The 19,467-nt window shown below is 73.5% G+C and carries 15 protein-coding genes and 2 tRNA genes; 12 read left to right on the top strand and 5 right to left on the bottom strand.

Annotated elements, in window-relative coordinates:
- Positions 1 to 42: 42 nt before the first annotated feature.
- Entirely contained in the window at positions 43 to 1,590 is a 1,548-nt protein-coding gene (gene metG / locus IEX22_RS13295; protein ID WP_188668885.1) for a methionine--tRNA ligase, read from the top strand.
- Between the two features lie 76 nt (positions 1,591 to 1,666).
- On the opposite strand, the gene IEX22_RS13290 is transcribed toward metG, so the two are convergent.
- The 4 genes from IEX22_RS13290 to IEX22_RS13275 all read right to left on the bottom strand — a co-directional run bounded on the left by IEX22_RS13290 (position 1,667) and on the right by IEX22_RS13275 (position 6,997).
- A complete protein-coding gene (locus tag IEX22_RS13290) occupies positions 1,667 to 4,165 on the bottom strand; it encodes an FtsX-like permease family protein (RefSeq protein WP_188668884.1) in 2,499 nt (832 codons plus the stop codon).
- A 1-nt stretch (position 4,166) separates the two neighbouring features.
- The gene (locus IEX22_RS13285; RefSeq protein ID WP_188668883.1) at positions 4,167 to 4,934 is read right to left on the bottom strand and encodes an ABC transporter ATP-binding protein; all 768 of its coding nucleotides are present in this window, start codon (positions 4,932 to 4,934) and stop codon (positions 4,167 to 4,169) included.
- A gap of 179 nt (positions 4,935 to 5,113) precedes the next feature.
- On the bottom strand, positions 5,114 to 5,818 hold the full coding sequence (locus tag IEX22_RS13280; protein WP_229660034.1) for a response regulator: 705 nt from the start codon (positions 5,816 to 5,818) through the stop codon (positions 5,114 to 5,116).
- Positions 5,819 to 5,821: 3 nt separating this feature from the next.
- A complete protein-coding gene (locus IEX22_RS13275) occupies positions 5,822 to 6,997 on the bottom strand; it encodes a sensor histidine kinase (protein ID WP_188668882.1) in 1,176 nt (391 codons plus the stop codon).
- 230 nt (positions 6,998 to 7,227) lie between these two features.
- Between IEX22_RS13275 and IEX22_RS13270 the strand changes: the two genes are divergently transcribed.
- The 4 genes from IEX22_RS13270 to IEX22_RS13255 all read left to right on the top strand — a co-directional run bounded on the left by IEX22_RS13270 (position 7,228) and on the right by IEX22_RS13255 (position 10,946).
- Entirely contained in the window at positions 7,228 to 8,292 is a 1,065-nt protein-coding gene (locus tag IEX22_RS13270) for a 3-isopropylmalate dehydrogenase (protein ID WP_188668881.1), read from the top strand.
- A 49-nt stretch (positions 8,293 to 8,341) separates the two neighbouring features.
- A complete protein-coding gene (locus IEX22_RS13265) occupies positions 8,342 to 9,430 on the top strand; it encodes a branched-chain amino acid aminotransferase (protein WP_188668912.1) in 1,089 nt (362 codons plus the stop codon).
- A gap of 257 nt (positions 9,431 to 9,687) precedes the next feature.
- Entirely contained in the window at positions 9,688 to 10,101 is a 414-nt protein-coding gene (locus IEX22_RS13260; protein ID WP_188668880.1) for a phospholipase A2, read from the top strand.
- Between the two features lie 65 nt (positions 10,102 to 10,166).
- Complete coding sequence (locus IEX22_RS13255) at positions 10,167 to 10,946, top strand: fumarylacetoacetate hydrolase family protein (protein ID WP_188668879.1); 780 nt, start codon at positions 10,167 to 10,169, stop codon at positions 10,944 to 10,946.
- A gap of 356 nt (positions 10,947 to 11,302) precedes the next feature.
- On the opposite strand, the gene IEX22_RS13250 is transcribed toward IEX22_RS13255, so the two are convergent.
- Positions 11,303 to 11,920 carry a LysE/ArgO family amino acid transporter gene (locus IEX22_RS13250; RefSeq protein WP_188668878.1) on the bottom strand — a complete coding sequence of 206 codons (618 nt, stop codon included), beginning with the start codon at positions 11,918 to 11,920 and terminating at the stop codon, positions 11,303 to 11,305.
- A gap of 69 nt (positions 11,921 to 11,989) precedes the next feature.
- Between IEX22_RS13250 and IEX22_RS13245 the strand changes: the two genes are divergently transcribed.
- The 7 genes from IEX22_RS13245 to IEX22_RS13215 all read left to right on the top strand — a co-directional run bounded on the left by IEX22_RS13245 (position 11,990) and on the right by IEX22_RS13215 (position 19,291).
- Positions 11,990 to 12,946, top strand: coding sequence for a LysR family transcriptional regulator ArgP (locus tag IEX22_RS13245; protein WP_188668877.1), 957 nt, complete (start codon positions 11,990 to 11,992; stop codon positions 12,944 to 12,946).
- Between the two features lie 68 nt (positions 12,947 to 13,014).
- The gene (gene gltX / locus IEX22_RS13240; protein ID WP_188668876.1) at positions 13,015 to 14,631 is read left to right on the top strand and encodes a glutamate--tRNA ligase; all 1,617 of its coding nucleotides are present in this window, start codon (positions 13,015 to 13,017) and stop codon (positions 14,629 to 14,631) included.
- Entirely contained in the window at positions 14,628 to 15,431 is an 804-nt protein-coding gene (locus tag IEX22_RS13235; RefSeq protein WP_229660033.1) for an HAD family hydrolase, read from the top strand. Before gltX ends, IEX22_RS13235 begins: the two co-directional genes overlap by 4 nt.
- Positions 15,432 to 15,539: 108 nt before the next feature.
- Positions 15,540 to 15,611, top strand: a tRNA-Gln gene (locus tag IEX22_RS13230).
- A 41-nt stretch (positions 15,612 to 15,652) separates the two neighbouring features.
- A tRNA-Glu gene (locus IEX22_RS13225) sits at positions 15,653 to 15,725 on the top strand.
- Positions 15,726 to 15,884: 159 nt separating this feature from the next.
- The gene (locus IEX22_RS13220) at positions 15,885 to 17,657 is read left to right on the top strand and encodes a GTPase (protein ID WP_188668910.1); all 1,773 of its coding nucleotides are present in this window, start codon (positions 15,885 to 15,887) and stop codon (positions 17,655 to 17,657) included.
- Positions 17,654 to 19,291 (top strand): GTPase, encoded by a 1,638-nt coding sequence (locus tag IEX22_RS13215; protein WP_188668875.1) that lies wholly within the window; start codon positions 17,654 to 17,656, stop codon positions 19,289 to 19,291. Before IEX22_RS13220 ends, IEX22_RS13215 begins: the two co-directional genes overlap by 4 nt.
- Positions 19,292 to 19,467 lie beyond the last annotated feature (176 nt).

The raw sequence follows: 19,467 nt of genomic DNA, 5'->3' as shown, positions 1-19,467 counted from the left end.
CACCGAACGGGGCGGCCGACGGCGTTCACCTAGACTGTCCCGGTGACGTCCCGCCCTGCCTACTACCTGACCACCGCCATCGCCTACCCCAACGGGGAACCGCACATCGGGCACGCGTACGAGTACATCGCCACCGACGCGATGGCACGCTTCAAGCGGCTGGACGGGTACGACGTCTTCTATCTCACCGGCACCGACGAACACGGTCTGAAGATGGAGCAGACCGCGCAGAAGCTGGGTCTGACGGCGCGGGAACTCGCGACCCGCAACGCGCAGCTGTTCAAGTCGATGGACGACGCGCTCGGCATCAGCTACGACCGGTTCATCCGCACCACCGACGCGGACCACTATGCCGCAGCCCAGGAGATCTGGCGCCGGATGGAGGCCGCCGGTGACATCTATCTCGACGCGTACGCCGGCTGGTACTCGGTCCGCGACGAGCGGTACTTCGGCGAGGATGAGACGACGGTGGGGGAGGACGGCGTGCGCCGGGCCACCGAGACGGGCACCGAGGTCACGTGGACGGAGGAGGCCAGCTACTTCTTCCGGCTCTCCGCCTACCAGGACCGGCTGCTGACCCTCTACCGGGAAAAGCCCGAGTTCGCGGCGCCGCGGTCCCGCTTCAACGAGGTGATCCGCTTCGTCGAGGGCGGACTGGAGGACCTGTCCATCTCCCGCACCAGCTTCGACTGGGGCGTGCCGGTGCCCGGGGACCCGGACCACGTCATGTACGTGTGGGTGGACGCGTTGACCAACTACCTGACCGGCGCGGGCTTCCCGAACACCGACTCGGAGCAGTACCGCACCTACTGGCCGGCCGACCTGCACGTCATCGGCAAGGACATCTCCCGGTTCCACTGCATCTTCTGGCCTGCGTTCCTGATGAGCGCGGATCTGCCCCTGCCCCGGCGCGTGATGATCCACGGCTTCCTGCACAACAACGGCGAGAAGATGTCCAAGTCGCTGGGCAACGTCGTCGCCCCGCGGGACTGGGTGGCCCAGTACGGGCTGGACGCCGTCCGGTTCTTCCTGCTCCGGGAGATCCCGTTCGGCGCGGACGGCTCCTACAACCACGACGCCGTCGTCGGGCGCAAGAACGCCGACCTGGCCAACAACCTCGGCAACCTCGCCCAGCGCTCCCTGTCCATGGTGGCGAAGAACTGCGACGGCGTGGTGCCGCAGCCGGGGGAGTTCACCGCCGACGACGAGGAGCTGCTTGCGCGGGCCGCGGACCTGTTGCGCGTCAACCGGGAGGCGTACGCGGTGCAGGACTTCCACGGGGCGCTGGAGGAGACCTGGCGGGTGCTCGGGGACACGAACGCCTACTTCGCCGAGCAGGCCCCGTGGGTGCTGCGCAAGACCGACCCGGCGCGGATGGCCACCGTCCTGTACGTGACGCTGCAGGTGGTGCGCACCGTGGCCACCCTGGCCCAGCCGGTGATGCCCCACTCCTGCGGTCGCCTGCTCGACCTGCTCGGCGTGGCCGACGATGCCCGGGACTTCGCGTCGCTCGGCACCCCCCTGACGCCCGGCACCGCGCTGCCGGCTCCGGTCGCGGTGTTTCCGCGGCACGAGGAACCGGCCGCCTGAGACCGATCACACGCACGCGCGCACGGTGGTCGCGGATCCCGGCCCGGGACCCGCGACCGCCGTCGTTGGGCGGGCCTCAGACCGTCGCCAGTCCCTGCACCGGGCTGAGCCGGGTGGCGCGGCGGGCCGGCAGCACGGACGCGAGCAGACCGGCGACCAGCGCGACGAGGAGGACGGCGGCCAGCTGGCCCCACGGCACGGCGGGGCTCACCGGCCCGAGCGCACCGAGGACGGACTGGGCTCCCGCCCAGCCGTACCCGACCCCGGCCACGAGCCCGAGCGCCGCGGCCACGCCGGCGAGCAGCAGCGCCTCGAGGACGAGCATCCACCGCAGCTGACCCCGGGTCAGCCCCAGGGCCCGCAGCAGCGCGTTCTCCCGCGTCCGCTCCAGCACCGACAGGGACAGCGTGTTCGCCACCCCGATCAGGGCGATCAGCACCGCGACGCCGAGCAACCCGGTCACGACCCACAGCAGCACGTCGAGGATCTGGTTGAACGCCAGGCGTTGCAGCGCGCCGCCGCCGACCTGGGAGACGTCGATGCCGGCGGTGGCGGCGACGTCGTCGCGCAGGGCGCTGACCGCGGCCGCGTCGGCGCCCTCGGCCAACGCGGACCAGACCAGCGGCGCGGCGTTCCCGGACAGGGCCGGCCCCGTCGCCGGGCCGTCGCGCAGCACGCGCGCCGCGGTCGCTGGCGTGACCACCACCGGGAACGAGGAGGACCGGCTCCTCACCACCGGCACGGTCACGGAGATGCCGCCCCGACCGGTCAGCGTGAGGGTGTCGCCGTCGTAGCCGGCGGGGACCAGGGCCACGCCGTCGCGCAGCGTCAGCGATCGATCGTCGACGACGTCGGCGACGTCCTGGGGCGTCGCCTGGTACGCGGGACCGGCCGGGGTGTCCACGCCCGTGGGACGCAGCGTCGTGGTCGCCCGCACGGCCTCGGCGGAGCGCAGGGCCGCCTCCACCTGCCTGGCCTGGCCCTCGTCGGTCACGTCCACGCCGACGTCGACCGGGTACGCCTGCGCGATCGCGTCGCCGAGCGACTGCCGGGCGGTCTGGGCGCCGGTCATCATCAGCGCGACCAGCGTGACCCCGAGCAACAGGGCGGTGGCCGTCGTCGCGGTCCGGCGCGGGTTGCGCACGGCGTTCAGGGCGGCGAGGCGGCCCGGGACCGAGGAGCCGCCGACGAGGCGACCCACCGCCGCGGCCACCCGGGGCAGGAAGAACGGCACGAGCATCAGCAGTCCCACGAAGGAGAGCATGCCGCCGGGCAGCGCGATGAGCACCTGCGAGATCGCCGCGCCGCCGATCATGAGGACGGTTCCCCCGACGAGGAGCACCAGGCCCCCGACCAGCCGGAATCGGGAACCCAGCCGCTGACCGGACTCCTCCGCGGAGGGGCGCAGCGCCGCCAGCGGCTTGACCCGCGTCGCGGCGGAGGCCGGGCGCCACGTCGCCACCAGCGTGAGCGCCAGGCCCACGACCAGCGGCAGCACGATGGCGATCGGCGAGACACCGAGTTCGAACGGGACCGCGTCGGGTTGGGTCCGCAACCAGGCGCGCAGCCCCGAGAGCAGACCGAGGGCCAGACCCACCCCGGCGACGGAGGCGACCGCCCCGACGACGGCGCCCTCGGCCAGCACGGACCGGCGGATCTGCGCCCGGGTCGCCCCGACGCAGCGCAGCAATGCGAGGTCCCGGATGCGCTGGGCGATCAGCACGGCGTACGTGTTGCCGACCACGAGGATGCTCACGAGGACCGCGATCGCGGCGAAGCTCAGCAGCACGGTGGTGAGCACCCGCTCACCGCCGGTGAACCGGGCCACCTGGGCCTCGACCCGTTCGTCGGCGGTGGCGACCACGGGATCGGCGATCCCGGCGCCCGCGGCGGCGCGGTGGAGCGCCGTCGCGACGGTGCCGCGGTCCGCACCCGGCGCGAGGGCCACCTGGATCTCGCTGGCGGGGAGCGCGTCCGCGGATAGCCGCGACAGCACCGCAGGCGGTGCGGAGACGAGGGGCATCCCGGCGCGCTGGGGCGACTGCGAGGGCGCGGTGATGCCGGACACCGTCACCGTGACGGGCTTCCGGGCCGAGCCGGACGATGCGCCCGGGTCGAGTGGGGCGAGGGTGAAGCGGTCGCCGACGGCCAGGTGCTGACGGGTCGCGGTGTCGGCGTCGACCGTCACCCCGTCCGGGCCGGCCGGGGCGGACCCGGCGGTGAGGGTGTCCGTGCTCAGTTGGGCCGGGGGCGCGGCGGAGACGAGCGGTCGGAAGACGCGGTCGCCGGCGGCCGCCGTCGCCAGCGTCTGCCGCGGGGCGAACGCCTCGGCCACCCCGTCGGTGCGGGCCGCGGCCGTGACCGCGGCGTCGGACAGGGGAGCGTCGTCGCCGGCGGAGACCACGAGATCGGCCTTGGCGTAGGCCTCGCCGACGGTGGTGCGCAGGGTGGCGCGGGACGAGTCCCCGAAGAGCAGTGCCGCGCACACGAACGCGACGGCGATGGCCACGGCGAGGACGACGGCCGTGAACCGACGGGGCTGGGACTTCAGCTGGGAGAGGGTGACGGTCAGCATGTCAGCCCTCCAACCGGGCCAGGGCGGCCAGGATGGACTCCACCGTGGGGCCGGCGAGGTCGTCGACGAGCAGTCCGTCACTGAGCACGACCACCCGATCCGCGTAGGCGGCGGCCGCCGGGTCGTGCGTGACCATGATGATGGTCTGCCCGCGGTGGCGGCACGCCTCCCGCAGCAGGGCCAGGACCTCGTGGCCCACCCGGGAGTCCAGGTTGCCGGTCGGCTCGTCCGCGAACACGACGGCGGGCCGGCTCAGCAGGGCGCGGGCGATGGCGACCCGCTGCTGCTGACCCCCGGAGAGTTCGTGGGGGCGATGCGCCAGTCGGTCGGTCAACCCGAGCGACGCGGCGATCTCCGCCAGCCGGTCGGCATCCACGGCGCGGCCCGCCAGGTCGAGGGGGAGGGCGATGTTCTGCCGGGCGGTCAGCGTCGGCACCAGGTTGAAGGACTGGAAGACGAAGCCGGTCCGCTCCCGCCGCAGCACGGTCAGCTCGTGTTCGGTCAGCCCCTCCAGCGCGGCACCGTCGAGCAGCACCTGACCGGCGTCGACGGTGTCCAGGCCCGCCAGGCAGTGCATCAGCGTGGACTTGCCCGAACCCGAGGGTCCCATGATGGCGGTGAAGCGGCCCCGCTCGACGTCGAGGTCGACCCCCCGCAGCGCCTCCACGCGGGCGTCGGCCGTCCCGTAACCCTTGCGCACGCCGCGGGCGGCGACGGCGACGTCCGTCCGTTGCCGCGCGTGCTCTCCGGCGATCGTGGTCTGTTCCATGGCGGTCCTCTCTCGTGATCCTCGCGTGACGCGCTCCACGCTAGGGACGAGCGGGCCGGCGACGCCTCGGGCGCGGGCGGGAGATCCGGGCGCCGTCTCCACCCGCAGGATGAGGCCGTGAGGATGAGGCCGGCGCCCGCGGGCCTTCCCGCCGGGGCGGTGCTGCCGGCGGGGACGCGTCAGGGCGCGACGAGCCCGGCCCGGTAGGCCATCACGACCAGCTGCACCCGGTCCCGCGCGGCGAGCTTGGTCAGGATGTGACCCACGTGCGTCTTGACCGTCGCCTCCGAGACCACGAGCCGGGCCGCGATCTCGGTGTTGGACAGCCCGTCGGCGATCAGCAGGAACACGTCCCGCTCGCGGGCGGTGAGCGATGCGACCAGGTCCTTCGCCGCCGTCCGTTCGCGGCCGGGGCGGGTGAGCAGCGGGCCGACGTGGTCGAGCAGCCGCCGCGTCGTCGAGGGCGCGATGACGGCGTCCCCGCGGTGCACGGTGCGGATCGCGGCGAGCAGCTCCTCGGGCGGCGCGTCCTTGAGCAGGAAGCCGCTGGCGCCCGCCTGGATCGCGGCGAGCGCGTACTCGTCGAGGTCGAACGTGGTCAGCACCACGACGCGCAGGTCGCGCCCCGAGCGGTTGCCCCCGTCGGCGAGCAGGCGGCGGGTCGTCTCGATCCCGTCCAGCTTCGGCATGCGCACGTCCATCAGCACGACGTCCGCCGCGACCGCACGCAGCGCCGCCAGCGCGTCGACGCCGTCACCCGCCTGGGCGACCACGGTCAGGTCCGGCTGGGAGTCGATCAGCATCGAGAAGCCGCTGCGGACGAGGTGCTGGTCGTCGACGACGGCGACCCGGACGGGGCGGACGTCGTCGGTCTCGAGGGGCACGGGTCAGCCTTCCGGGTAGGGGAGCGTGGCGCGGATGCGGAAGCCGGTGGCGGTGGGACCGGCGCGCAGCGTGCCGTCGTAGAGGCGGATGCGCTCGGCCATGCCGACCAGGCCCTGCCGGGCGCCGGCCGTGGCGTCCAGGGCGGCCGCGCCGCGCCCGTCGTCGTCGACGATCACCGTCAGCCCGGCGAAGTCCCACGTCAGCTCGACGAGTGCGGTCGCGGAAGGCCCGGCGTGCTTGAGCACGTTCGTCAGGCCCTCCTGCACGACGCGGTAGGCGGTCAGCTCGGCGCCCGGCGCCAGGGCCGCGCGTTGCCGGCCGGTGACGCGCGCCTCGACCTCGAGCCCGGAGGACCGGATCGTGCCGACCAGATCCGCGACGTCGGCGAGCGTGGGGGTGGGGCGGGTGCCGGTGTCGGCACCGGCGCGGAGCACGCCCAGCAGGCGGCGCATCTCCCGCAGGCTGGCGCGCCCGGTCTCGGCGATGGTCTCGAGCGCCTGCGGCGCCGCCTCCGGGTGCTGCACGCTCGCGTACCGGGCGCCGTCGGCCTGGGTGATCATGACGGTGAGCGAATGCGCGATCACGTCGTGCATCTCCCGGGCGATGTGGGTGCGCTCGTCGGCGGCGGCCAGTGCCCGCTCCTGCTCCCGCTCCACCCGCAGCCGGCGGTTCGCCTCGGTCAGCTCCTTCAGCCGCAGGCGCCGGGTGCGGGCGAGGTCGCCGAAGGTCCAGGCGACCAGCACCAGCAGCGCGCAGACCAGGAAGACACCGACGACGGCCGGCGCGGAGAAGAAGGGGGTCCACCGCTGCAGGTACACCGGCAGCGCGGCGAGCACCGCGCCGGTGAGGCCGAGGCCGAGCACCGTGCGGGATCCGGCGCGTCGGCCGTGGGCCGCGGCGGTGTAGACGACCAGGGGCACGGCGATCTGCGCGGGAACCGGCGCGATGCCGAACACCCACTGGACGAGGCAGACGGCGGCCACGGCCAGAGCGGTGCCGATCGGCCAGCGGCGGCGCACCGCGACGGGAACCAGCAGCGCGGTGCCCACGACCGCAGCCGTCGCGTCGGCCCGGCCGGCGAGGACGGCGGTCAGCAACCACAGGAGGACGGCGACGGCGACGTCGACGGTGCGCGGCCGGTCGCGCATCCATCGGGCGAGGCGTTGGTGCAGATCCATCGCTCTCGACTCTAGGGCGGCGTCCGGCGGTTGCGCGTCATCCTCCGGTCGGAGCCGGAGCGGAAGGGCCGGACGGGCGGCCGGGTCGCGCGGCTGCCTCGGTGCCGTGGTGTGCGCGCCGCTCGCCGATCCGCCGCTGACGCGCGGGACGAGGCCGTGGTCTCGTCCGATGTGGTCACATCCTGAGATCCGTTTCTCACGATGCAAGACGCCGAACTACGGTGGTGGCCATGAGCGAGACGATTCGGCTGGCAGTCATCGGTGGCGACGGGATCGGTCCGGAGGTGGTCGCCGAGGGGCTCAAGGTGCTCGACGCCGTCCTCGTGGGAACCGACGTCAGCGTCGAGAAGACCGACGTCGAACTCGGTGCCGACCACTGGCTCAAGACCGGCGAGGTGCTCGCCGACGAGACCCTGGAGCGGCTGCGTGGCTTCGACGCGATCCTGTTCGGCGCGGTGGGCGCGGCCCCGGGGGACGCGCGGGTCCCCTCGGGCCTGATCGAGCGCGACCTGCTGCTCAAGCTGCGCTTCAGCCTGGATCAGTACGTCAACCTGCGCCCGTCGCTGCTGCCGGCCGGGGTCGCGAGCCCGCTCGCCGATCCCGGCGAGGTCGACTTCGTCGTCGTCCGCGAGGGCACCGAGGGCCCGTACGCCGGCAACGGCGGCGTTCTGCGCGCCGGAACCGAGGCCGAGATCGCCACAGAGGTGTCGGTCAACACGGCGTTCGGGGTGCGCCGGGTGGTGCGGTACGCGTTCGAGCAGGCCGCGGCCCGGCCCCGGCGGAAACTGACCTGGATCCACAAGACCAACGTGCTGGTGCACGCCGGCCGGCTGTGGAAGCGGGTCGTGGAGGAGGTCGCCGCCGACTACCCGCAGGTGACCGTCGACTACCTGCACATCGACGCGGCCACGATCTTCATGGTCACCGACCCGGCCCGGTTCGACGTCATCGTCACCGACAACCTGTTCGGCGACATCATCACCGACCTCGCGGGCGCCGTCGCGGGCGGCATCGGCCTGGCCGCGTCCGGCAACATCAACCCCGACCGGACCGCCCCGAGCATGTTCGAACCGGTGCACGGCTCGGCCCCGGACATCGCCGGGCAGGGGATCGCCGACCCGACGGCGGCCATCCTCTCGGTCGCCATCATGCTCGAGACGCTCGGCCAGCCCGAAGCGGGCGCTCGCGTCCGGGCCGCGGTGGCCGCGGACCTGTCCACCCGGGGCGCGGAGCGGCGCGGCACCACGGCGGTCGGCGATGCGATTGCTGGTGCGGTCGCGGCGCGAGCACAATAGGAACGCAGCGGCGCACGTGGCCGCACGATCGACGAACGGTGAGGACGAGATGACGACGGTGGCCGAGGGCTTGACCTTCTCACGGACCCTGAACGCGAACCCCCGCAGCGACGCGGAGCGGGAGAAGATCCTGGAGAACCCGGGGTTCGGGGACTGGTTCACGGACCACACGGCCGTCGTCGACTACCACGACGGTGCGTGGCACGACGCCCGGATCGAGCCGTACGGACCCATCCCCATGGACCCCGCCTGCGCCGTGCTGCACTACGCGCAGGAGATCTTCGAGGGACTGAAGGCCTACCGGCACGCGGACGGGTCGATCTGGACCTTCCGGCCGGAGAAGAACGCGGCGCGGATGAAGCGGTCCGCGCACCGGCTGGCGCTCCCGCAGCTGCCGGAGGAGCTGTTCGTCGAGTCCCTCAAGCAGCTGGTCGACATCGACCGCTCCTGGGTGCCGGACGGGGACGGCGAGAGCCTCTACCTGCGTCCGTTCATGTTCGCGACGGAGAACTTCCTCGGCGTCCGGCCCTCCCGCGAGGTCACCTACCGGGTGATCGCGTCGCCGGCCGGCAACTACTTCGGCGGCGAGGTGGCGCCCGTGTCCATCTGGTTGTCCGAGCAGTACGCGCGGGCCGGCCGGGGCGGCACCGGCGCCGCCAAGTGCGGCGGCAACTACGCGGCCTCCCTGCTGCCGCAGCTGGAGGCGGAGGCGCACGGCTGCAAGCAGGTGCTGTTCCTGGACGACGGCGCCGTCGAGGAGCTGGGCGGCATGAACGTCTTCTTCGTCTACGCCGACGGGCGGCTCGTCACCCCGGCCCTGTCCGGGTCCATCCTCGAAGGCGTCACCCGGGACTCCGTCCTGCAGCTGGGCCGGGACCGCGGCCTGGACGTGCAGGAGCGGCAGGTGATGATCGACGAGTGGCGCACCGGCGTCGAATCCGGCCAGATCGCGGAGGTCTTCGCGTGCGGCACGGCCGCCGTCATCACCCCGATCGGCGAGCTGAAGACCGAGAAGGGCACCGTCTCCTCGCCCGCGGCCCAGGCCGGCGGCGTCACCATGAGCATCCGCGAGGAACTGCTCGGCATCCAGACCGGCGCCGTCGAGGACACCCACGGCTGGCTGACCCGCTTGGTCTGACCGCGCGCTCGTCCGGGCCCGGCCGGCACTCTCGCCGAGTGTGCGGTCGATGTCGTTCTGACCACGAATGCGAGCAGGAGCCGCACACTCGACGGCGGTGCCGGTGAGGAACGCGCTCCGTACCGGCGTCCGACGCGGGCGTGAATGCCCCGCGAACCTCGGCCCGGGGCTCTGGACGGGTCCTGCACGGCGTCCTAGTCTGACGCTGGACGGCGCTGATCCGGCAAACCCGGCCGTCCCGGGCGAAGGGGCGTGGGATGCGAACGACGATCGTGCGGGTGCTGGGGATCTTGACGCTGCTGGTCGCCCTGCTGGGGTTGACGGCGACGTCCGCGCAGGCGGCCTCGATCGCCCCGGTGACGGCCACCGTCGCCGCCGCGGAAACCGACTACTGCGGGACGCCGAGCACGGCGTGGGTGCCGGACGGCTGGGGTCGCGCGGACTTCCGCTCCGCCTGCGGGAAGCACGACGACTGCTACAGCGCCGCCTCCACCACCGGCCGGCTCGCGTGCGACCAGGCGTTCCACACCCGGCTTCGCACCTCCTGCGCGGCCGCCTACGGGAGCTGGGACCCGCGGCGCTACACCTGCTACGGCGTGGCCTGGACGTACTACGAGGCGGTCCGCGAGTTCGGCGCCTGGGCCTACTCCGGGCAGGGCTCGCGCGCCTGACGCGGCCGCCCACCGGGCGGATGCCGGCGTCGGGCCCTTGCGTGCCGCTGTCCTAGGGTGGACCCATGCGCATAGCCCGGTTTGCCACCAGTGATTCGGAACCCTCCTTCGGCGTCGTCCACGGCGAGCCGGGCGCGGAGGAGGTCTTCGCCATCAAGGGCGACCCCTTCTACCAGCAACTGGTCCCCACGGGCGTGCGGCATCCCCTTGAGGACGTGCGGCTGCTCGCCCCGATCATCCCGCGCAGCAAGGTCGTCGGCGTCGGGCGCAACTACGCGGACCACGCCGCCGAGATGGGCAACGAGCTGCCGCCCTCGCCGCTGCTGTTCTTCAAGCCCAACACCGCGGTGATCGGGCCGACCGATCCGGTGCTGATGCCCGAGTTCTCCGACGAGATCTCCTACGAGGCCGAGCTCGCGGTCGTCATCGGCAAGATCTGCAAGGACGTGACCCCGGATCGGGTCAAGGACGTCGTCTTCGGCTACACCTGCGGCAACGACGTCACCGCTCGCGACATCCAGCGCACCGACGACCAGTGGGCCCGGGCCAAGGGGTTCGACACCTCGTGCCCGCTCGGTCCGTGGATCGAGACCGACCTCGACCCGGACAACCTGCGGATCACCGGCACGCTGGACGGCGACGTCGTCCAGGACGGCAGCACCGCCGACATGATCTTCGGCGTCACCGACCTCGTGGTCCACGCCTCCCAGGCGTTCACCCTGCTGCCCGGCGACGTCATCCTCACCGGCACGCCCGCCGGTGTCGGCACCATCCGGGAGAACCAGCGCTTCGAGGTCGACATCGAGGGCATCGGCACCCTGAGCAACCTGTTCCTGCGCCGCTGACGGCCCTCGTCGGCGCGCCCGACGACGGGGTGCGCACCCGACCCGGGGCGGGTCCCGGGACACGCCGGGCATTCTCGGGATGGGGCGCCATGTCCCGGGTGATGCCGGTGTGCCGCGGGACAGGGCTCGCCCGCTCTCGGGGGCGGGGCACCGCTCGCCGACGGAGTCCGCCGGTTCCGCCCGCCCCGCCCGGTGAGTCCGCCGGTTCCGCCCTCAAGGGGTGGAAAGAGACCGGGGCTCGAGGGCGGAACTGACGGACTCGGCGTGAGTCCGCCGGCTCCGCCTCCCAGCCCGCCCCGCCGGTTCCATCAGTTGGCAGGAGCTCGCCGGGAGCGGGGTGCGGGGTGCGGAGGGAGTCAGCCGCCGAGCAGCAGCGTCAGCCCGAGGGCGGCCATCACGACGGCGATCGCCCCGTCGAGGACGCGCCACGTCGCGGGGCGGCGGAACCAGCCGGCGAGCAGGCCCGCACCCCAGCCCAGCGCCACGAACCACACCACGCTGGCCAGCATGGCCCCGCCGCCGAACCACCAGCGGCCGGGCTCGCCGTGCACGGCCGCCAGCGACCCCACGAGCAGCACGGTGTCCAGGTAGACGTGGGGATTGAGCCAGGTCAGCGCCGCCCCGGTGAGCAGCACCCGCCGCCGGGAGAGCGACCCACCGCCGGCGTCGGCGCTCATCCGGCCCGGGCGCAGAGCCCGCCGCGCCGCCAGCACCGCGTACCCGAGCAGGAACGCCGCCCCCACGACGCGGACGCCGGTCAACACCGCCGGGACCGCGGTGACGAGCGCCCCCAGGCCGGCCACGCCCGCGCCGATGAGCACGATGTCGGAAGCCAGGCACAGGGCCACCAGTCCCGCCACGTGCTCGCGTCGGATGCCCTGGCGCAGGATGAACGTGTTCTGGGCGCCGATGGCGACGATGAGACCGAGGCCGGTGCCGAGTCCGGCGAGGGCGGTGGTGAGAGCGAGGGGCACGCCGCCACGCTAACCATCCATTACGATGAAAACCACTTAAGGATTCTCCAGGAACATGAGAGTTGCTTCATGAACCTCTCGACCGATCAGCTCACGGCCCTCGTCGCCGTCGTCGACGAGGGCAGCTTCGACGGTGCCGCCGCGGTCCTGCACCTGACGCCGTCCGCGGTGAGCCAGCGGATCCGGGCCCTCGAGGAGTCCCTCGGGCAGGTGGTGGTGCGGCGGAGCCGGCCCGTCCAGCCGACCGACGCCGGGCGGACGGTGCTGCGGACGGCCCGCCAGGTCCTGCACCTGCAGCACGACCTCGCCGCCGACCTGGGCGGTGGCGCCGGCGGGACGAGCGGCGAGGGGGGAGCGGCGCGCCCGACGGCGACGGTGTCCGTCGCCGTCAACAGCGACTCGCTCGCCACGTGGTTCATGCCGGCGCTCGAGTCCCTGCAGGGGTGGGGCGACGTGGCCGTGGAACTGCACCGCGACGACGAACTCCGCTCGGCGGACCTGCTCCGCGACGGCCGGGTGATGGCCGCTGTCGCCGCGACGCCCGTGCGCGTGCAGGGCTGTTCGGTGACCCCACTCGGCGCGCTGCGGTACCTGCCGGTGTCCAGCCCCGGCTTCGCGTCCCGGTGGTTCGACGGCGGCGCCACCCCGGCCCTGCTGCGCCGCGCGCCGGTCCTCGACTTCGACCGCGACGACAGCCTGCAGCGCCGGTTCGCCGCGTCCGTCGCCGCGGCATCGGGTGACGAGTCGGCCGTCGGCGACGCGCCCGGCTCCGCGCCGCGCAGCTACGTGCCCAGTTCCCGCGAGTACGCCGATGCGATCCGGCTCGGGATCGGCTGGGGCCTGGTGCCGACGGACCAGCTGGACGACGGGCTCGTGGCGCTCGACGTCGGACCCGGTCACCTCGACGTCCCGCTCTACTGGCTGCGCTGGACGCTCGACTCGCCCGTCCTTGCCGCCCTCACCGACGCCGTGCACGCCGCGGCCCGCGCCCGGCTGCGGCCGCTGCCCGCGTCCGTCATCCGCTGACCGACCGGCCACGCGGCACGGGATTCCCGCCGACGGCCGTGAGAGGCCGTCGATAGACTGGCCCCATCATGACCGACGATGCCTCCGTTCCCCCTGCCACCCGTCCTTCCGGTGTTCACGTCCACGCTCCCACGGACGTCGCCGCCGGTGCGCCGACCGCCCCGAACGCCTCCTCGGCCGGATTGCCCGCCGTCACCGACGACACCCCGGTCCGGGTCCGGTTCTGCCCCTCTCCGACGGGCACGCCCCACGTCGGGCTCATCCGCACCGCCCTGTTCAACTGGGCCTACGCCCGGCACACCGGCGGCACGCTCGTCTTCCGGATCGAGGACACCGACGCCGCCCGGGACAGCGAGGAGAGCTACCACCAGCTGCTCGAGGCGCTGCGCTGGCTCGGCCTGGACTGGGACGAGGGCGTCGAGGTCGGAGGCCCGCACGGGCCGTACCGCCAGTCCCAGCGCGGCGACGTCTACACGAGGGTCCTCGCGCAGCTGACCGAGGCCGGCCACCTGTACGAGTCCTTCTCGACGCCCGAGGAGATCGAGGCGCGCCACCGCGAGGCCGGCCGCGACATCAAGCTCGGCTACGACAACCACGACCGGGACCTGACCGACGAGCAGCGCGCCGCGTTCCGTGCCGAGGGCCGCGAGCCCGTGCTGCGGCTGCGGATGCCGGAGGAGGACATCACCTTCACCGACCTGGTCCGCGGCGAGATCACCTTCCGCGCCGGCTCGGTGCCGGACTTCGTCGTCGCGCGCGCCAACGGCAAGCCGCTCTACACGCTGGTCAACCCGGTCGACGACGCGCTCATGGGCATCACCCACGTGCTCCGCGGCGAGGACCTGCTCTCCTCCACGCCCCGCCAGATCGCCCTCTACCGGGCGCTGATCGACATCGGGGTCGCCTCGTACATGCCCCTGTTCGGGCACCTGCCGTACGTGATGGGGGAGAAGAACAAGAAGCTCTCCAAGCGGGACCCCGAGTCCAACCTCTTCCTGCACCGGGACCGCGGCTTCATCCCGGAGGGGCTGCTGAACTACCTGGCGCTGCTGGGCTGGTCCCTCTCGGCGGACGAGGACGTGTTCGGCGTCGAGCAGTTCGTCGCGGCGTTCGACGTCCACGACGTGCTGCCCAACCCGGCCCGGTTCGACGTCAAGAAGGCCGAGGCGATCAACGGCTCCCACGTGCGGCTGCTCGACGCCGACGACTTCCGCGACCGGCTCGTCCCGTACCTGCGGGCCGCCGGCGTCGTGGGGGAGACCCTGACCGACCGCGAGCAGCAGATCCTCGCGGCCGCGGCCCCGCTGGTCCAGGAGCGCATCACCCTGCTCGGCGAGGCCCCGGCCATGATCGGGTTCCTGTTCGCAGCGGACGCCGACATCACGGTCGACGCCGACGCCCGCAAGGGCATGCCGGAGAACCTCACCGAGGCCCTCGACGCGGCGATCGACGCGCTCGAGCCGCTGGACACGTTCGACGCCGAGGCGATCCAGGCCGCGCTGCGGACGGCGCTGGTGGAGCAGCTCGGACTCAAGCCGCGCCACGCCTTCGGCCCCGTGCGCACGGCGGTCTCCGGGCACCGGATCTCGCCGCCGCTGTTCGAGTCCCTCGAGATCCTCGGCAAGGACTCCGCGCTGGCCCGGCTGCGCGCCTTCCGGGCCGACGCCGCGGGCGAGGCCTCGTGAGCCACGCCGGCACCGACCGCACCACGACGGTGACCGCGGCCGGGCCGTTCGACGGCTCCCTCGCCGTGGACGGCGTGCTGCTGGACATCGACGACACGATGGTGGACCTGCACCGGGCGATGGACGCGACCCTGCGAGCCGTGGCCCGCCAGACCGGCCTCGCCGTGCCCGCCGAGCTGGAGGAGGAGTACTCCCTGTCCTTCTCGCGGGACCCGGACGGATTCTACGACCGGTACCTGGCCGGTGAGCTGGACTTCGCCACGCAGCGCCAGTACCGGGTCCGCGCCGCGCACGAGCGGCTCGGCCTGGAGCCGATCGCCGACCTGGACGGGTGGGATGCCATGTACACGGCCATCCTGCCGACCCACTTCACCGCGTTCGACGACGTCGCACCGCTGCTGGACGCCCTCGACGCCGCCGGGATCCCCTACGGCGCGCTGAGCAACAACGTCGCCGACTATCAGCGGGCGAAGCTGGACCGGGCCGGGCTGGAGCGGATCCGGGTGCTCATCGGCACCGACACCCTCGGGGTGGCCAAGCCGGACCCGGCCATCTTCCTCGAGGGCGCCCGGCAGCTGGGCACCGCCCCGGGGCGGACGCTCTACGTGGGCGACAATCCCGCCGTCGACGCCGTCGGGGCGACCGACGCCGGGCTGATCGGCGTCTGGCTGGACCGGCAGCGCGCCGGAGGCAGGGGCGCGGTGGGTCAGGGCACGGGTCTCGACACCGCTGCCGAGGAGACGTTCGCCGGTCCCGTGGTGGGAGCCCTGACCGACGTGATGCACCTCATGAACGGCTGACCCGTTCTCGTTTTGCTCGAACGGGCAGGGCTACGGTAGTATTTCTAGTCGTTGCCCGAACGATGCGGACACGCTCCACGGGGAGTGCTCGACGGGATTCGGCAGCAATGGGATGTGGTGTAATTGGCAACACTACGGTTTCTGGTACCGTCATTCTAGGTTCGAGTCCTGGCATCCCAGCGCGGGGTGGTCGGTGCGAAACACCACCTCCCGCCACACGAGGCCCCATCGTATAGCGGCCTAGTACGCCGCCCTCTCACGGCGGTAACGCGGGTTCGAATCCCGCTGGGGTCACGGCCGAAGGCCGGTTCCGAGTTCGACTCGGAACCGGCCTTCCTCGTTTTCCGGCAAGATGAACGCGTGAGCTCCTCGACTCCACCGCCACCCCCGGCCCGTCGGCCGCGCATCGGCGACGACGCCGCTGCCCGGAACGCTGCCGCCCGTGACGACGAGATCCGTGACGACGTCGTCGCCGGTGGCGGTTCGGACGGCGATCCCGTCGAGCTGCTGCGGCACACCCGTGATGCCGTTGCCGGGCTCACCCTGCCGCTGGACCTGCCGGACGTGCCACGGATCCGCGCGGCCGCCTCGGACGCCGTCGCCCAGCTCGACGACTACATCGTCCCGCGCTTCGCCTCGCTGCACGCCCCGCTGCTCGCCGTCGTCGGCGGCTCGACCGGCGCCGGCAAGTCGACCCTGGTCAACGCCATCGCCGGGCACCCCGTCACCCGGGCCGGCGCCATCCGGCCCACCACCCGCCAGCCGATCCTGCTGCACCACCCGGCGGACGAGCACTGGTTCACCGACCAGCGCGTCCTCGGCTCCCTGGCCCGGGTGCGGGGCGGAGGGAGCGCGACCGGCAGCTCGCTCGTCCTCGTCGCCGACACGGCGATCCCGGCGGGCATCGCTCTGCTGGACGCGCCCGACATCGACTCCGTCTCGGACGAGAACCGGCGCCTCGCCGGTCAGCTGCTCTCGGCCGCGGACCTGTGGCTCTTCGTGACGACGGCCAACCGATATGCCGACGCCGTGCCGTGGGACCTGTTGCTGAACGCCGCCGGACGCGACATCACGGTCGCGGTGGTGCTCGACCGGGTGCCCGCCGGCGTCGAGGACGAGGTGGCCGCGGACCTGCGCCGGATGCTCGCCGCCCAGGGTCTGGGCGGGTCGGCGCTGTTCGTCGTGCCGGAGACCCGGCTGGACGACGCGGCGATGCTCCCGCCCGTGGCCGTCGAGCCGATCCGTCGCTGGCTCACCGACATCTCCCGCGACGCGCAGAGCCGGGCGGTCATCGCCCGGCGCACCCTCGGCGGGGCGATCCGCGCGCTCGCCGCTCGGCTCGACCTGCTCGCCGAGGCCCAGCGCGACCAGCGCACGGCCGCCGCGCGGCTGGCGGACGACGTGCGCGGCGCCTACGCCCGCGCGGCGTCCGAGGCCATGGAGAGCACGCGCGACGGCAGCCTGCTCCGCGGCGAGGTGCTGGCCCGCTGGCAGGACTTCGTCGGCACCGGCGAATTCTTCCGCGGGGTCGAGGCCAACCTGAACCGGGTCCGGGACCGGGTCGGTGCGTTCCTGCGCGGCGAACCGGCGCCCGTGGCCCAGGTGGAGAACGCCATCGAGACCGGGCTGCACGCCGTCATCGTCGCCCAGGCCGCGCGCGCCGCCGAGCAGTCCTACGATCGGTGGCGCGCCGACCCCGCGGGGCGGGCCCTCGCGCAGGACGGTGATCTCTCCCGGCTGCCGGCCGGGTTCACCGACGCGGTGGCGCAGCAGATCCGCCAGTGGCAGGGCGACCTGCTCCAGCTGGTGCAGACGCAGGGCGCCGACAAGCGGAAGAAGGCCCGCGCGCTGTCCTGGGGCATCAACGGGGTCGCGGTCGCGCTGATGGTCGTGGTCTTCGCCTCCACCGCCGGGCTCACCGGGCTCGAGGTCGGCATCGCCGGCGGCTCCGCGGTCGTGGGGCAGAAGCTGCTGGAGACCGTGTTCGGGCAGGACGCCGTGCTCGAGCTGACCGCCCTGGCCCGGACCAACCTGCAGGACCGGGTCTCCGCCCTCCTGGACGCCGACGCGCGCCGGTTCCTCGACCGGCTGCCGCCCGACGGCGTCGCCGCGGACGAGGTCGCCGGCGTCGGGGCCGCGGACGACGATGCCGACGCCGCCGGCGCCGTGCCGGTGCCGATGGCCGAGCTCGCCGCCCGCCTGCGGCTGTTGGCGGACGCCGCGTGATCCGCTCCCGGCCGCCGGCCCTGACCGAACGGATCGAGGCGCTGACGGACGCGCGCCGGCTCGCCGACGGCGTCCTGCCGGACTCGGACCTGGCCGCCGTCGACGCGGTGCTCGCCCGGGCGCACACCCGGCGCGCCCTCTCCGCCGCGCACACCGTCGTCGGGTTCTTCGGCGCGACCGGCAGCGGCAAGTCGTCCCTCTTCAACGCCGTGGCGGGTGCGCCGATCGCGCGAGCGGCCGCCACCCGGCCCACCACGTCCCGACCGCTCGCCGCGGTGTGGGGCGGACCGGACAGCGATGCGCTGCTCGACTGGCTGGACGTGCAGGACCGGCACGTGCTGCGGGAGGACATCGGCGACGGCGGCCTGATCCTGCTGGACCTGCCCGACTTCGACTCCACCCATCGGGAGCACCGCGAGGTGGTCGAGCGGATGGCCGCGATGGTCGACGTGCTCGTCTGGGTGCTCGACCCCCAGAAGTACGCCGATCTCGCCGTGCACCGGGGTTTCCTGCGGCCGCTCGCGTCCCACGGCCCGGTGATGCTGGCCGTGCTGAATCAAGCGGACCGGCTCCCCGAGCGCGAGCTGCCCGGCGTGCTCGGCTCCCTGGAGGACCTCCTCCGCCGGGACGGTCTGCCCGGGATGGAGGTCCTGGCCACGTCGGCCGCGACGGGTACGGGCGTGGACGCCCTGCGGACGCGGATCCGCGCCGTCGTCACCGCGCGGACCGCGGCCGTCACCCGGCTGGAGTCCGACGTCGTCCGGGCCGCGCGGACCCTGGAACGCGCCGGGCAGGGCACGGGCGACGCCGCCGGCGACGTCCGGGGTCGTGAGCCGGGCACCGGCCGCGGCCCGGCCGTCGGCAGGAGCGAACGCACCCGGCTGTCCCGAGGGCTGAGCGAGGCCGCGAACGTGGAGACGGTCGCGCGCGCCTCCGGCCGCTCCTGGCGCAAGCAGGCCGGGCGGCACACGGGCTGGCCCGTCACCCGGTGGATCGGCTCGCTGGGGCCGGATCCGCTGCGTCGACTGAACCTGCACCGCCGGACCGCCGACCCGGCCGTGAACCGTACCTCCCTGCCTCGGGCGAACGCCGCGCAGGACGCCATGATCGACGGCGCGGTGCGGGACTACCTGCAGGCAGCGGGCGCGGGGATGCCGGAGCCGTGGCAGCGGGAGCTGCGGGCCGACGTCCGGCGCCGGCAGGAGGAGTTGCCCGACGCGCTGGACCGGGCCATCGCCGGCACCGACCTCGGCGCCGGCCGTACCGCGTGGTGGTGGCCGCTCGTGTCGGTGGTCCAGTGGCTGGCCCTGGCCGCGGCGCTGGTGGGCGTGGCCTGGCTCCTGGTCCTGGCCGCACTGGCGTGGTTCCAGCTGCCCGTGCCGCCGACCCCGCGGGTGGAGGGCTGGCCGGTGCCCACGTTGCTGATCCTCGGCGGGGTGCTGATCGGCGTCCTGCTCGGTGGACTGCTCAGCGTCGTCAACGGGCTCGCCGCCGCGGCCCGGACCCGACGCAGTCGACGCCGGCTGCGGGCCGCCGTCGACGACGTGGCGCAGCGGTTGATCGCGGCACCGGCCGAACGGTTCTGCGCGCGGTACGCCGACTTCGCGGTCGCCGTGCAGCGGGCACGGGCCTGAAGGAGCACCCCGAGGTCGGCCGGGAGGCGAAGCGTCTGACGGAGCAGCGGCAGCGCCGCGGATGACGGCGGGGAGCGGCTTCAGACCCTATGAGGGTGCGGGTTGCCTGGGTCTTGAGGCCGGGGCCTCGCGTATGCAGTGATTCGTGGATCACTCGCTCGGTCGGCGGGCGGGTG

This window comes from Tersicoccus solisilvae (genome assembly GCF_014643255.1).
Taxonomy (GTDB): domain Bacteria; phylum Actinomycetota; class Actinomycetes; order Actinomycetales; family Micrococcaceae; genus Tersicoccus; species Tersicoccus solisilvae.
Note: the sequence above shows the minus strand (reverse complement) of the source record. Positions and strands in the feature narration are given on the sequence as shown.